This window comes from Pedobacter sp. MC2016-15 (genome assembly GCF_026239695.1).
Taxonomy (GTDB): domain Bacteria; phylum Bacteroidota; class Bacteroidia; order Sphingobacteriales; family Sphingobacteriaceae; genus Pedobacter.
In genome coordinates, this window is record NZ_JAPIVS010000004.1 from 46,145 (window position 1) to 60,568 (window position 14,424).

At 44.5% G+C, this 14,424-nt stretch carries 14 protein-coding genes; 6 read left to right on the plus strand and 8 right to left on the minus strand.

The window, feature by feature from the left end:
- Positions 1–4 precede the first annotated feature (4 nt).
- Positions 5–844 carry an aminotransferase class IV gene (locus tag OQY15_RS12795; protein WP_265792156.1) on the plus strand — a complete coding sequence of 280 codons (840 nt, stop codon included), beginning with the start codon at positions 5–7 and terminating at the stop codon, positions 842–844.
- A gap of 2 nt (positions 845–846) precedes the next feature.
- Here the strand turns inward: OQY15_RS12795 and fmt are convergent, their stop codons facing one another.
- Entirely contained in the window at positions 847–1,755 is a 909-nt protein-coding gene (gene fmt / locus OQY15_RS12800; RefSeq protein ID WP_265792157.1) for a methionyl-tRNA formyltransferase, read from the minus strand.
- Between the two features lie 60 nt (positions 1,756–1,815).
- On the opposite strand from fmt, the gene OQY15_RS12805 reads away from it, so the two are divergent.
- On the plus strand, positions 1,816–2,877 hold the full coding sequence (locus tag OQY15_RS12805; protein WP_265792158.1) for a DNA topoisomerase IB: 1,062 nt from the start codon (positions 1,816–1,818) through the stop codon (positions 2,875–2,877).
- A 32-nt stretch (positions 2,878–2,909) separates the two neighbouring features.
- Here the strand turns inward: OQY15_RS12805 and OQY15_RS12810 are convergent, their stop codons facing one another.
- Together OQY15_RS12810 and OQY15_RS12815 are read right to left on the minus strand one after the other, a co-directional pair.
- Entirely contained in the window at positions 2,910–3,125 is a 216-nt protein-coding gene (locus OQY15_RS12810; protein WP_265792159.1) for a hypothetical protein, read from the minus strand.
- Between the two features lie 17 nt (positions 3,126–3,142).
- On the minus strand, positions 3,143–4,411 hold the full coding sequence (locus OQY15_RS12815) for a DUF1343 domain-containing protein (protein WP_265792160.1): 1,269 nt from the start codon (positions 4,409–4,411) through the stop codon (positions 3,143–3,145).
- Between the two features lie 80 nt (positions 4,412–4,491).
- On the opposite strand from OQY15_RS12815, the gene OQY15_RS12820 reads away from it, so the two are divergent.
- Positions 4,492–5,712 (plus strand): FtsX-like permease family protein, encoded by a 1,221-nt coding sequence (locus OQY15_RS12820; RefSeq protein ID WP_265792161.1) that lies wholly within the window; start codon positions 4,492–4,494, stop codon positions 5,710–5,712.
- A 54-nt stretch (positions 5,713–5,766) separates the two neighbouring features.
- Here OQY15_RS12820 and OQY15_RS12825 read toward each other — a convergent pair whose 3' ends face one another.
- Complete coding sequence (locus OQY15_RS12825; protein WP_265792162.1) at positions 5,767–8,175, minus strand: prolyl oligopeptidase family serine peptidase; 2,409 nt, start codon at positions 8,173–8,175, stop codon at positions 5,767–5,769.
- 111 nt (positions 8,176–8,286) lie between these two features.
- Here OQY15_RS12825 and OQY15_RS12830 point away from each other — a divergent pair, with 111 nt between their 5' ends.
- Positions 8,287–9,591 carry a DEAD/DEAH box helicase gene (locus tag OQY15_RS12830; protein WP_265792163.1) on the plus strand — a complete coding sequence of 435 codons (1,305 nt, stop codon included), beginning with the start codon at positions 8,287–8,289 and terminating at the stop codon, positions 9,589–9,591.
- Between the two features lie 7 nt (positions 9,592–9,598).
- On the opposite strand, the gene mazG is transcribed toward OQY15_RS12830, so the two are convergent.
- From mazG to mnmD, 4 genes are read right to left on the minus strand one after another with little or no spacing between them, the layout of a single operon-like run.
- Positions 9,599–10,408, minus strand: a complete 810-nt coding sequence (gene mazG / locus OQY15_RS12835; protein WP_265792164.1) for a nucleoside triphosphate pyrophosphohydrolase — start codon at positions 10,406–10,408, stop codon at positions 9,599–9,601.
- 33 nt (positions 10,409–10,441) lie between these two features.
- Positions 10,442–11,554 carry an AI-2E family transporter gene (locus tag OQY15_RS12840; protein ID WP_265792165.1) on the minus strand — a complete coding sequence of 371 codons (1,113 nt, stop codon included), beginning with the start codon at positions 11,552–11,554 and terminating at the stop codon, positions 10,442–10,444.
- Between the two features lie 7 nt (positions 11,555–11,561).
- Positions 11,562–12,512: an aldo/keto reductase gene (locus tag OQY15_RS12845; RefSeq protein WP_265792166.1), complete on the minus strand. Its 951-nt coding sequence runs from the start codon at positions 12,510–12,512 to the stop codon at positions 11,562–11,564.
- Positions 12,513–12,543: 31 nt separating this feature from the next.
- The gene (mnmD, locus tag OQY15_RS12850) at positions 12,544–13,230 is read right to left on the minus strand and encodes a tRNA (5-methylaminomethyl-2-thiouridine)(34)-methyltransferase MnmD (protein WP_265792167.1); all 687 of its coding nucleotides are present in this window, start codon (positions 13,228–13,230) and stop codon (positions 12,544–12,546) included.
- Positions 13,231–13,276: 46 nt separating this feature from the next.
- On the opposite strand from mnmD, the gene OQY15_RS12855 reads away from it, so the two are divergent.
- Positions 13,277–13,621 (plus strand): MmcQ/YjbR family DNA-binding protein, encoded by a 345-nt coding sequence (locus tag OQY15_RS12855; RefSeq protein ID WP_265792168.1) that lies wholly within the window; start codon positions 13,277–13,279, stop codon positions 13,619–13,621.
- A gap of 95 nt (positions 13,622–13,716) precedes the next feature.
- Positions 13,717–14,421, plus strand: coding sequence for an OmpW family outer membrane protein (locus tag OQY15_RS12860; protein WP_265792169.1), 705 nt, complete (start codon positions 13,717–13,719; stop codon positions 14,419–14,421).
- Positions 14,422–14,424 lie beyond the last annotated feature (3 nt).

Sequence of the window (14,424 nt, forward strand, 5' to 3'; positions counted from 1 at the left end):
ATTAATGCAACAGGAATATATCTTACATAACGATGAGTTCATTGCTATAGATGAAAACGTATTCACGGTAAAGAACCGTGCTTTCAGATATGGTGATGGTCTTTTTGAATCTATGCGCATGACGGGGGGCAAGTTGAATTTTGCAGACCTGCATGCCGATCGTTTGCAGGCAGGTATGAACGCCCTGAAAATGGATGGAGGCTTTTTGTTTGATGAGTATTTCCTGAAGCAAAAAACCGCTGAACTGTGCAAGAAGAATAAGCTGAAAGACAATGCCAGGTTTCGTCTTTCCGTGTACCGCGATGCGGATGGGTTATATACACCTGAAAGTAATCAGTCGGCTTATGTACTGGAGGCTTCAGCAATCCATGAACGTGGGTATGAACTCAACAAAAAGGGGCTGATCATCAACGTTTACGATGAGATCACCAAACCGGTCAATAAACTTTCAAATTACAAGACCAGCAATTCTTTATTATTTGTGATGGCCGGGCTTTATAAGAAACAGCACCGGCTGGATGAAGCATTTATCCTCAATCAGAATGGTTTTCTCTGTGAAAGCATCAGCTCTAACGTTTTTGTAGTTTACGATAAACAAATCTATACCCCTGCACTTTCTGAAGGTTGTATCGCCGGTGTGATGCGTAATATCGTGATGCAAACAGCAAAAGCCAACGGTATTTCCATTGTTGAGGCACAGATTAACCCCGAAGTACTCAATGAGGCCGACGAGGTTTTTATTACCAATGCAACTACAGGTATCCGCTGGGTGATGGGCTATGGAAGAAAGCGTTACTTTAATGAAATCACCAAATCCTTAAGCACAATGCTAAACGCCCTGTAGATTTAGAGACGCATTCCCCTTAAAAAGTCATTGACCATCATCCTTTTTTTGCCTTCGTACTGCAGATCAATCAGAGTGATAAAGCCATTAGCTGCAGCAAACTTTAAAAAAGTCTTTCCATCGGTGACATAACTTCCGGGAGCAACATCTGGCTGGATTTCCTCGTACTCTGCCTTAAATATTTTGATGGTTTTCTCGTTCAGTTCTGTAAATGCAGTAGGATAGGGGCTAAGACCACGGATCAGGTTGTATATGGTTTTTACAGGCTGGGTCCAGTCTATTTTACAAAACTCCTTAAAAATTTTAGGGGCATGTTTCAAATCCTCCGAAGCCGTTTGAGGCTGCTCCTGAAAGCTGCCCTCATTGATAGCTTTAACGGTTTTTAGGAGCAAACCCGCACCAGCTTCCATGAGGTGGTCATGCAGATCGCCCGCGGTATCATCATCGGCAATAGCCACTTTCTCGGAGAAAATCACATCACCCGTATCAATTTCGTGTTTGAGAAAGAAGGTTGTTACCCCACTTTCAGTTTCCCCGTTGATGATTGCGTGGTTGATGGGGGCTGCACCACGGTAATTGGGTAGCAGAGAAGCATGCAGGTTGATTGTTCCTTTTGCCGGCATATCCCATACAATTTCCGGGAGCATGCGGAAAGCGACCACTACCTGCAGGTCTGCATTCAATGAACGTAATTCTTCTATAAACTCAGGATCTTTTAATTTCAGGGGCTGCAAAACCTTGAGACCTTTCTCCACAGCGTACTTTTTCACCGCACTTTCCTGGAGTTTTTGTCCTCTGCCTGCTGGTTTATCTGCTGCGGTAACAACGCCTGCAATGTCGTAACCATTTTCGTATAAGGCATTTAGAGAGGCTACTGCAAAATCGGGGGTACCCATGAAAACTATCTTCATTTTTCTGTGTTTAAGAAAACAAAATAAGTAAAAATTTAACGCATATTTTGCTCAAAGTATATGGTGCAGACGCCGGAAGAGATTAAAGAAAGTGGATTAGTATATGTTACTGACAGTATGCCTGGTATTTACAGGAAAGGTAAACCCGGTAAATTTTATTATGAAGATAAAAATGGGGAGAAAATTACTGACGAGGCACAGCTTGACAGGGTAAAGGCGCTTGTACTTCCACCGGCATGGACCTCTGTATGGATTGCACAAAAAAAGAATGCCTATCTGCAGGCTACAGGTCTGGATGCTGCGGGGCGTAAGCAATACCGGTATCATCCAAAATGGACTTCACGCAGGTCAGATCATAAATATTTCAGACTACTGGAATTTGGGAAGGCACTTCCGGCAGCCAGAAAGAGGATTGCTAAAGATTTGAAGAGGAAAGAATACGATGAGCAGAAAGTATTGGCTATCTGTGTGCAGGTGATGCAGAAAACACTCATCCGCGTTGGTAATGAGTCCTATGCACAACTTTATGGTAGTTATGGTTTGTCTACGCTGAGAACCAAACATGCCAAAGTTGATGGCAATACGCTAAAGCTAAAATTTATCGGCAAAAAAGGTGTTAAACAGGAGGTCGCGCTCAAAGATAAAAGTCTGGCGAAGATGGTAAAAAGCTGTATGGAGATTCCTGGTCAGGATTTATTCCAGTATTATACCGAAGGAAAAGAACATAAGGCTGTAGATTCAGGTAAAATCAATGATTATATAAGAGAAATCACAGGCAGTGATTTTACTGCCAAGGATTTCCGTACCTGGGGTGGCACGCTGGAGGCGCTGAGGCAGCTGGCAGTATGCTCTGGCAATATTGAAGATGAACGGCCTAAGAAGAAGATCATTGTACAGGTGCTCGACTGTGTAGCTGTCAAACTCGGGAATACCCGTGCGGTATGTAAAAGTTCATACGTCTATCCGCTGTTGCTCGAAGCTTTTGAAAATGACCAGCTGGCAAAGTACCTGAAGAAAATTCATGTGCAGATGCCGAATACCGAGAAAGCCATAGAAAATGATGAAAAGGTGCTGATGAAGTTTTTAAAGGAAGCGCAGAAGCAGTTGAAAACCAAGAAATAAAAAAAGAGGGATAAAAACTATCCCTCTTTTCTTTAATCTTTTGCCGGAGCTTTTTTGATAGGATCAACAGGCTGTTCCTCCCTTTCCCGCTGTTTTGCAGGATCTTTATATTGTGGATTATCTTTTGTATAATCTTTATCCTCAGGCTTTTTTACAGCTTTGTTTCCCTGGTCAACTTTATCTTCAGGAACAGGCTCCTGAACATTACTGCTTGGTTTGTCGTTTTTCTTTTTTGGTTCAGTATTCATATTCGTAGATTTTTAAGTTAAGGATACAAAAGGTATTTCTTGCGTATCTCCTTGTAGCGGCTTAAACCGGGTTCCCAGCTTGCCCTGATCTCCTTTTCAGATTTACCTGCGATGATCTGTTCCTTTAGGGTATACACTCCCGCAAGCTTATCAATACTACCCATTTGCTTACTCAGTTTCATATTGAAGAAGTCAGCTTTGTTTGGGTAAGCTTTATACAATTCGATCAGCCACTTAATATTTAACGTTTTATCCTTTCTAATGTTTGAAATATCATAATTTCTGAGGTCTAAACCATAACAGGCCTGGTCCTGGTGCAAGGGTGTTTCTGCCATTCCCTTTATACTTTTTGGGGTGAAGGAAAACTTGTATTTTCCTTTCAGTGCCGGTGCTCCCAGTACACTAAATGGAAACTGAGTACCGCGACCCTGACTTAAATATGTGCCTTCAAACAGGCACAGTGTAGGATATAATAAAATTGATTGCTGCGTATTGAGATTTGGGGAAGGCTTCACGGGCAATTCATAGGGCATGTCATGGGAATAGTTGGCTACTTCGATGATGTTGATATTACACTTCAGCTTGTTGTTTAACCAGCCTTCGCCATTCAGCATCTGTGCATATTCGCCAACAGTAAGTCCATGAACGATAGGTATAGGCTTTAAACCGATTCCCGACACCAACCGCGGATCTAATACAGGGCCATCTACGTAAAACCCGTTTGGATTGGGCCGGTCCAGAATCAGCAGCTCTTTTTTGTTTTCAGCACAGGCCTGCATCACATGCTGCAGGGTATTGATGTAAGTGTAAAAACGGACACCCACATCCTGGATATCAAAAACCATGATATCGATGTCCGCTAAATCTTCCGTGCTGGGCGTATTGTGTTTCCCATACAGGGAGATAGCCTTGATGCCTGTTTTCTCATCGATGGCATCGTTTACGGTAATGCCCGCACTGGCATCACCTCTGAAGCCATGCTCAGGGCCAAAGATCTTCACGATATTTACCCCAACCTTGATCAGGCTGTCCACGCTGGTCATTTGACCTATTACAGAAGTAGGATTAACCACCATGCCCACACGCTTACCCTTCAGCAGCGGCAGATATTTCTCCGTCTGTTCTGCACCGGTAAGCATTGCTGATTCAGTTTTTTTTGAACTGTCTGCCACAAGTACGGATGTTGATATGTTTGTACTTTTAGCTGCTTTCGGACTGGCATCGCAGGCCTGCACAGCAAGGACCAAAAGAGCGAGCGGATAGGTTAATCTTGGGAATAGTTTCATTCAGTACCTTTTTTAATTAATTATAGTTGAATTTAAAATCAAATAACCATTTTTGCTAAGTTACAGTTTATTGAAAAAATTTGAATACAGAATATTTCATAGCCAGGCGTATTGCCATCAAATCTGAGCGTACCTTCTCCAAGTTGATTGTTCGTATCGCTATCTCGGGCGTAATGCTCAGTCTGGCTGTAATGATGCTTTCTGTAGCTATAATCAAGGGTTTCAAAACAGAAATTCAGGAAAAAGTAAGGGGTTATGTTGGAGATGTCAGGGTCTTCAAACTGGATCTTAACAATTCTTTTGAGCTTACACCTTTTGTGCCCTCATCAAAAACGCTCTCCGATCTTAAAAACAATAAAAATATTCTCTTCTATCAGCCCTACGCCACCAAACCGGCAATTATTTCAGCCAATGATGAAGTGGAGGGTATTAACTTCAAGGGGATAGACAGTAGTTTTAACTGGAATTATATCCGGAAGCATCTGGTGACAGGCAGGGTGATAGATTTTACCGACAGCCTTAAGGCCACCAAAGAGATCATGATCTCTGCTTTTACTGCAAACAGGCTCAAGCTGAAAACCGGTGATACCTTTATCATGTATTTTGTGCAGAATCCGCCACGCAAGCGTCCTTTCAAGATTGTAGGTATCTATGATATCGGGGTCGAAGAAATTGACAAAGGTTTTGTGTTGGGCGATATCAATATCATCAGGAGACTGAACAACTGGGAACCCAACCAGATTGGTGGAATAGAAATCAGGCTGAAGAATTTTTCAGCGCTGCAGCCGGTCTCTGAAGAGATTTATTCAAATCTGGATATGAACCTGAAATCAGAATCTGTGCAGGAATATTTTCCAAACATCTTCACCTGGTTGTCATTGCTGGATGTCAATACTAAGGTATTGCTGATCCTGATGATGATTGTTGGTGTGATCAATATGATTACGGCCCTGCTGATCATGATACTGGAGCGTACCAATATGATCGGGATGCTGAAAGCCTTCGGAATGACGGATTACAGTGTGATGAAGGTCTTTCTTTATAACGCACTGTACCTGGTAGGGCTGGGACTGCTGCTGGGCAATGTACTGGGGCTGGGACTGGGATTTTTACAACAGTATACCCATATCTTCAAACTCAACCAGTCATCTTATTATTTGGCGTATGTGCCCATTGAATTTCATCTTACAGATATCCTGTTGCTCAATCTCGCAACACTGGTGATCTGTTTGCTTGTACTGATACTGCCTTCCATGCTGGTGAGCAGGGTATCTCCCCTCAAAGCCATCAGGTTTAAATAATTTAATATGCCCCGCAGATCTGTAAGCTGCGGGGCAATATCAAAAAGGGTCAATCTATTTTACCTTTTTTACATAGGTATCTAACCAGTTATTCATCTCCCATAACATGTGTAGCAGGTTTTCCTTGCCGCGGTAGCTGTGTGCCTCGTAAGGTAAAAATACAAACCTCGTCGTGCCACCAAATCCTTTAATGGCGTTAAACAAACGTTCGCTGTTAATCGGAAAGGTTCCCGGGTTATCATCAGAATCACCATGGATCAGTAAAAGCGGGGTTTTGATCTTGTTGGCATAGCTAAACGGACTCATCTCATAATACAACTGCGGCACATCCCAGTAGGTACGCTCTTCGTTCTGAAAACCGAAAGGCGTTAAGGTTCTGTTGTAGGCACCGCTGCGGGCAAGTCCGGCTTTAAACAGGTTGGTATGAGCCAGCAGGTTGGCCGTCATGAATGCTCCGTAGCTATGTCCGCCCACAGCCATACGGTTCCTGTCGCCCACTCCCAGGTCTGAAAGTTTATTAATTGCGGCTTCTGCATTTGCTACCAGTTGTTCTACATAGGTATCATTTGGTTTCTTCCCTTCTTTAGCAACGATTGGCATTTCCGCTTCATCCAGCACCGCATATCCCTGAGTTACCCAGAAGATTGGGGACGCCCAGCTGATCATCGTAAAACGGTCTTTTGAACCCCTGATCTGTGCGGCATCTGTGGCCGAGTTAAATTCCCGCGGGTATGCCCATATCAGCGTTGGCAGGGGGCCATCTTTAGCTTTGTCATAACCCTTTGGCAGATATAAATTACCTGTCAGGTCTACACCATCCGAGCGTTTGTAAGAGATCTTTTCTTTGATGATACCCTCCAGCGAAGGATAAGGATTGCTGAACTGCGTCACCGCTCTGTCGGCGATACGTAGTTTAAGGTTTTTGATAAAGTAATTGGGAACATCTTTCTGTGATTCCCTTCTTGTCAGCAGAACCAGCTTGTTCGCATCGATGACATCGGCAACATATTCAAAGGTACCTTCAGCACTACGCCAGATCACGTCGTTCTTTTTGGTATCAAGGTCAAACTTCGCCAGAAAAGGCAGGTCACCTTTAGGCGATGAACCTACGGTATTATTCATCAGTAGTTTCGTTCCGTTATCTACAGTTTGTACCACACTGCGGCCAAAGTTATTTTTTGTAGTTACAGGAGTTCCCGGGTTGTTGTACGCATCCGTCTGGTTCACTGCGTAAAGCGTTTCAACATTACCCGTTGAAGGGTTATAACGGCTTACTTTACTGGTTTGCTTACTGCGCAGACCTTCGTATACGAGGGCCATTGTGGTATTTCCCCAGACTGTGCCGCGATAACGGGTTTCAGTTTTGAACAATTCTTTTGCACTGCCATTGAAAGGAGCACTGAGGGCAAATACAGCATCATGAAACTGCACCTTGTTTTTGATCAGCCCGCTGTCCAGTGGCTTTACCCATGTGAGCGTTGCAGCCTCATCATCGCGCCAGTCGTAATCACGCGTAACATTTTGTGTATTGTCATATCCTGATGGAGTACCTTCGGTAGAAGGGAGCTCTGCCAGCACCTTCACAGTTTTGCCGCTAAGGTCTGTCACTTTCACGGTAGAAGGAAACCCACGGGAGGTCACCAGGTAAGAAAAAGGTTTGTTGATGGTTTTCTCGAGCAGGTATTTTTTGTCGGGAGATACATTGACATTGGCATAAATCGCCGGTTTTCCAATGAGGGTCTGAACCCCGTTTTTATATTGTACCAGTTGCGAGGTGCCAAAAAACTCAAACAACTGTTCGTCGTAAGGAGATCTGATCAAATCCTGGAAAGTAGCACTGGGAGAAGTTTTGCCAAGGTTTTGCTGTACGGTAGGGCCTTTGGGCATCAATGGTTTTTGTGGCATTGCCGATGCTGGTTTTGTAGCCACCCTGTAGAGAATGGTTTCAGAATCGATCCAGCTTATCCCGTTTCCTAAGATGACGTTCAATGGCTGTTTGTTCACTTTAGTGGCTTTCGCCGTTGCTACGTCGATCACGTAAAGATCTACTCCCTTTGCTGTGGTATTGGTAAAGGAGATTTTGGTATCCCCGGGATTCCATTCCGGAATACCGGCAGCAAGAGGCACCGGCAATCCGCTGATTGCGCTAGTTTTGCCAGTTTTAACATTCTGCAGGCTGAAGTTGCTGATGTAAGACTGCCTGCTGAGTGAAAAGTTTGCCGGGTTTATCCTTAAACCTGCAATCCGTACTTCCGGCATAGCCAGCTGTTCTACAGAAGAGTAGGTGTTGCGTTCGCTGAGTAAAATCCATTCGGCTTTGCCGTCAATGCTGATGGTTGGGGTAGGTTTCGCCAGCAGCAGGTCGGCCATGGCTTTTGGAGGCAGCTGGTAGCTTACTGCATCCTGGGAAAATACGCTTAGTGATGTGCTCAGTATAAACAGGCTGAGTAACGTTCGTTTCATTGGAGTAAATATTAGTTAATGCGCTAATTTACAATTTCCGGCAGCAGATCATACCGGATGTTGGGCTTATTTGCGTAAATTTGCTGCAATATCAATTTTAACTGTAAAACTGTGTCGTTAGATAAATTAAAACTTAGTAAGTCCCTGGTAACAGCAATGACTGATGCCGGCTACTTAACCCCGAAAGAAATTCAGGCAAAAACAATGTCGAGAATCCTTGGGGGACAAGATGTACTTGCTGTAGGACCTGAAGGATCGGGGAAAACAACAACTTATATTCTTGGGGTTTTGATGCGTTTAAAATACACAAAGGACGACGCGCCGAAGGTGCTGATCCTGGTGGCCGACAAAGACCGGGCTATTGCTGTAATCGATCAGTTTGTATCGCTCAGCAAAAACCGCGACCTCAATATCGTGGGTCTTTACGGTACTGGAGGTGTAGAGGCAGAAATCAATGAGCTTGTGCTGGGTATTGACATCGTGGTAGCCACGCCACCACGTGCAAGGGCCATCTATCTGAAACTGGGCTTAAATCTCAGCAAACTGCAGACATTTATTGTGGATGATGCTGAGCTGATCATCAAGCAGGGCATGCAGCTGCCGGTATGTGAGCTGGCCAGAAGTGCAGGAAAATGCCAGCACCTGGTTTTTACAGAAGTAGTTCATGAGAAACTGACCAAGATGACAGATCAGTTTATGAACTTCCCAACTACGATCGAAGTGGAAGACTTTGGAGATACCAAAGCTGAAACTGTCAGCCAGGTTTTATACCATCTCCCTAACTACAAGACAAAAGTAAATCTGCTGCATCATCTCCTGCGTGATGATGAGGTTTTCGATAAGGTAGTTGTATTTGTGAATACAAGATTAGCTGCACAGAAACTGACAAAAAGCATTGCCAGCAGTAAAGAGATGGAGTATTCCATGTTAAAGCCCCTGCATTTTGATGAAGATGGCTTTGATGATTTCGAAGACTTCAAGCAAAGTCCTGAAGCCAGGGTACTGGTAGTTGCCAATGAGGGCGAAGGCGCTTTAAACCTGGATGGATTGCCTTTCATTTTCCATTTCGAAGTACCTGAAGAAAAGGAAACTTTCCTGAGCAGGATCATCAAAAATAAAGAAAATCCTGAAGAAGTAGTGGCTATCACTTTTGCTACCGATATGGAGCTGGTACAGGTGAAAAAGATCGAGCAGTCTATAGGACAGAAGATGGAGATTTCAGATCTTCCTGAAGAGCTGCTGATCGAGAAACAAACAAAGGCAAAAGCTCAGGATAAAAATCGCGTCGTAAAAACCAAGACTGATGAGCCTGCCGGTGGCGGAGCGTATCACGAAAAGAAAGAGAGCAACACGAAAAACTATAACTACGGCATTGGCCAGAAGGCTAAGATGACCATGAAGAAAAAGCACTCGTAGAAAGTCCTTATTTCAAAGTCTTCGCTTCGTTCCAGTAAACATCCATTTCTGCAAGTGTCATATCCTGGAGCGCTTTTCCACTTTCCTGGGCCTTGCTTTCGATATACTGGAACCTCTTGATGAACTTCTTGTTGGTTTTTTCCAGCGCATTTTCGGGATTGATCCCGATAAATCTGGCATAGTTCACCAGTGAGAAAATCAGGTCGCCGAATTCGCTTTCTGCTTTCTCAATGTCTATGGCTTCGTTATCTACGGTATTGTACTCATTTTTGAACTCTGCAAGTTCCTCTTCAACCTTGTCCCAAACCTGCGTCTTGTTGTCCCAGTCGAAACCAATGCCACGGGCTTTCTCCTGTATCCTGCCGGCCTTCACCAATGCAGGCAGGGAGGCAGGCACACCGCCAAGAACAGACTTGTTTCCTTCTTTGAGCTTGATCTGCTCCCAGTTTCTTTTTACATCTGCTTCATCCTGTACCTCCACATCCCCATAGATATGCGGGTGGCGGTTAATCAGTTTGTCGCAAACGCTGTTCAGCACATCGACAATCGTAAAGTCGTTAGTTTCTGAGGCTATCCTTGCGTAAAATACAAGGTGCATCATTACATCGCCCAATTCTTTTTTAACCTCCTGCAGATCGCCGTCCAGGATCGCATCAGAAAGCTCATACGTTTCTTCTATCGTCAGGTGACGCAGCGTCTCCATCGTCTGTTTTTTGTCCCAGGGACACTCTGTTCTCAGGGAGTCCAGTATGGTTAACAATCTTAAAAACGCTGATGATGGATCTGTTGCTGTTACGGGTGGAATAGTATTGGGCATGATGATAAGGTTGAAAGGCAAAAGTACAATTTTCTATTCAGGTTCTTCCAGTTTGATCTTTTTGGTGATGCGGTACACTTTTCTCTTCTTCGAAGGATTAACTTTTTCACCCAGCAGGATTCCCCATGGTTTGAGTTCATCAACTCTGTCAAAGATGATTTTCAGCATCGCCAGATAGGGGATACAGAGAAACATGCCCGAGATACCCCAGATCATTTCTCCCACTACAATACCGATGAAGGCGAACAGGGCATTGATCTTTACTTTTGAGCCCACTACCAGTGGCATCAGGATATTGCCGTCAAGGGCGTGCACAGCAACAAATGCAATAATCACCAGCAGCACCTTTGCGGCACCGGCAGTAGCAAAAGTAATCAGGATACTGATGAGCAGCGCTGAGAAGATGCCTACATAGGGAACGAGGTTAAAGATTCCCGTGATCAGACCCAGGAGTACCGCATATTTTACACCGAGGATGCTCAGTACGGTCACCATCAGTCCGGTAACGATCAGCATCTGCAAAAATAAACCGAGGATATAACGTTTGGTAATGTACTGTATCTGCCCCACAATGTCACTCACCTTTTGTTCGTGCTCTTCCTTAAATACCGCCTTTAAAAAGGAGTAGAGAACCCCACGATAGTTCAGGATAAAAAAGGTAAACAACAGCAGGAAAGCCAGGAAGAGGAGCGTGGATGAAAGCGTCATCAGCGTAACGCCAACAACGGTAGCACTGGTGGCGATAGCATTTGCAGCGCTGTTTCTCAGATAATCTATCTGTTTGTGGGCATTTACATGGAAAGTTCTTGACACCCAGTGCTGCAGTTCTTCAAAGGAATGTGTAGCCTGTTGTTTCAGCAGCGGCCAGTCCTGTCCGAGGTCACTCAGCTGATTGGCGAGAAAAGCCATGATCCCTGCTATAACAGCGATCATCAACACGACAGAAACGATAGAAGCCAGGCCTCTTTTCAACCTGCATTTAAACTGCAGGAAATTTGCCAGGGGCAGGAGTAAAAAAGCCAGCAATACTGAAGCCATTAAAGGTGCCAGGATACTTTGTCCAAGAATGGCAAGGTATCCCAGGCAGATAATGGCAAATAATACCAAAGCCAGTTTGGCATAAAATGGGAGAGAGACGTTTTTCATAGGCGTGCTACCAGGAACTTGCTTCGTCCAGAATTGCTATATCTTCTACATTCAGTTTTAATGCTGCGGCCCTTGTGAGTTCTTCAAGTTGCGTCAGGCTGGTGACACTGGCGATCGGAGCCGTAACTGATGGTCTGGCAATCAGCCATGCCAAAGCTACGCTTGCGGGAGCAGAATTGTATTGTTCCGACACTTCATCCAGAGCCTTCAGAATTTTAAATCCCCTGTCGTTCATATAGGCTTTGATGCCAGCGCCTCTTTTGCTTTTTCCGAAGTCGGCCTCAGAACGGTATTTTCCTGTGAGGAAGCCGCTGGCCAGTGAGTAATATCCAATTACGCCAAGCTTATTGTCCAGACAAATCTGCTCAAATTCCTTTTCAAAGTTTTCCCTTTTGTACAAATTGTACTCAGGCTGAAAACTCTGATATTTCGGAAGGCTCAGGCGCTGACTGATGTCCAGGGATTCTTTCAATCGCCCGGCACTGAAGTTTGAGGCACCGATCCACCTGACTTTACCCGCTCTGATCAGCTGGTCATAGGCTTCCAGGCTTTCCTCAATTGGCGTCTCAGGATCGTCATAGTGCGACTGATACAAATCAACGTAATCTGTTTGCAAACGCTTTAAAGAGCCATCTATCGATGCGATGATATGTGCTTTCGCCAGGCTTTTTTTTCCGCTGCCCATATCGCCACCAACTTTTGTAGCCAGGATCACCTTATTACGGTTATTTCTTGCTTTCATCCATTTGCCGATGATCTTTTCAGATTCACCACCTTCATTTCCTTCTACCCATCTCGAATAGGTATCAGCGGTGTCCACAAAGTTGAACCCAGCTTCAAAGAAACCGTCAAGTATTTCAAAAGATTTTGCCTCGTCCAGTGTCCAGCCAAAAACATTACCTCCAAAAGTAATTGGAGAAACCAGTAGATCTGTACTTCCTAATTTTCTTTTATCCATTTTTATTGTCTTAGATCTATGAAGAACAATTTTAGGGATGACATGTTTGGGTGTTTTTTATAGCGCGCAGCATTTCCCTTTTTCCGGGTGCACCCGGCAGTTTCTCGATGCTCATGCCAAAACTTTTCAGTGCCCTCTTCAGCTTGCCGGTAATGGCATACGTGACAAAGATACCTCCGGGTTTTAGGAAAGAGCAGACATGGCCGATGATCTCCTCAGACCACATTTCCGGCTGATGCTGCACCGAAAAGGCATCAAAGTAAACCAGGTCGAAGCGCTCTTCGGTATGGAATTCCTGCAGCGTAATATGAGGAATGGTCAGCTGCAGGCGGCTGTTTACTGCTGTTGATTTTGTGAGCGCCTGATCATAGTTGCTGATAAAGTTTTCCCAGATTTCCGCAGGCACATACTGGTCATACAGCGTAGCGCTCAGTTCTTCGCGGCCTAGTGGATAAGCCTCGATACCTGTGTAATTGATGTGCAGATGTTGTTCGGCGGCAAAGGCAGCAGTCATCAGGAAATTCAATCCTGTCCCAAAACCGATTTCCAGGATTTGCAGGGGCTGATCAGGGAAGCTTTCCTGAGCATGTTTGAGGCCTGCATCTATAAATACATGTTTGCTCTCCTGCAGGGCGCCATGTTTGGAGTGATAATGTTCGCCAATGGTTTCGTTATACAAAGTATTGGAGCCGTCTCCTGTAGGGGTAATAATATTCATTCCTGCAAATTTATCCTATTTCCTTAAATTAGCTTAAATTATATTGATGATGGATATAGAAATGTTCCGGGAATATTGTCTGAGTCTGCCGGGGACTACGGAAGACGTAAAATGGGATGACAACCTCTGCTTCATGATAGAAAAAAAGATCTTTGTGATGAGCTCACTCTCAGGTGGAAATCTGGCCATGAAATGTGACCCTGAAGAGTTTGATGAGCTGATTGCGCGTGACGGTATCAGCCAGGCATATCATCTCGCAAAAAGACAATGGATAGGTCTGGCAGATCTGGAAGTGATGCCTGCTGCGGAACTGAAAAAAAGAATTGCCGAATCGAGACAGATGGTGCTGGACAAGCTGCCAAAAAAAGTCCGGGAAAAATACAGTGGCTAAAACTTTTATGACCACTATCATATCTGTGGGTGCTGTAACACATTATTTAAACCTGGTGATGACGATAGATTTGTTTCAAAATAAATCAAGTTATTATGAAAAGGTTATTCGTATTTGCAGCAATAATGATTGCAGGAATGAGCGTTTTTGGCCAGGTGGCCGATAGTAAAGTTTCAGAAAGTCCCTACAGGTGGAAAATCAGGCTCCGGGGTGTAGGAGTCCTGCCACAGGAGAGTGCCTCGGTTGGGGTAATTGGCGGGGATGCCAAAATCTCCAATTCATTTATTCCAGAACTGGATTTTACGTATTATTTTACCCCTCACTGGGCAGCAGAGCTCATACTGGGTACCACCCGGCATAAAGTCAGCACTGTGGGTTCAGACCTCAGCGCAATCGGCGCCGCCAGCAATGCCAGTGTTGATCTGGGCAAGGTGTGGCTGCTGCCACCAACGCTGACACTTCAGTATCACTATCCTGTGGGAATATTCAATCCCTACCTTGGAGCAGGTATCAACTATACCATATTTTACAGTGCAGACCAGGGGCCGGTAGTGAAAGATATTGCATACAAAAACAAGTTTGCATTTGCAGCACAGGCCGGTGTGGACATTGATATCAGCAAAAGATTTTTTGTGAATATAGATCTGAAAAAGATCTTTTTGTCTACCACAACCACTGTTGATGGCGCTAACCTGACACCAGCAGCAAATCCTGAGCTTGCACCGGTTTTGGGAAATATGAAGGCTGATGTAAAAATCAATCCATGGTTACTGGGTGCCGGTATAGGATATAAGTTCTAAAAA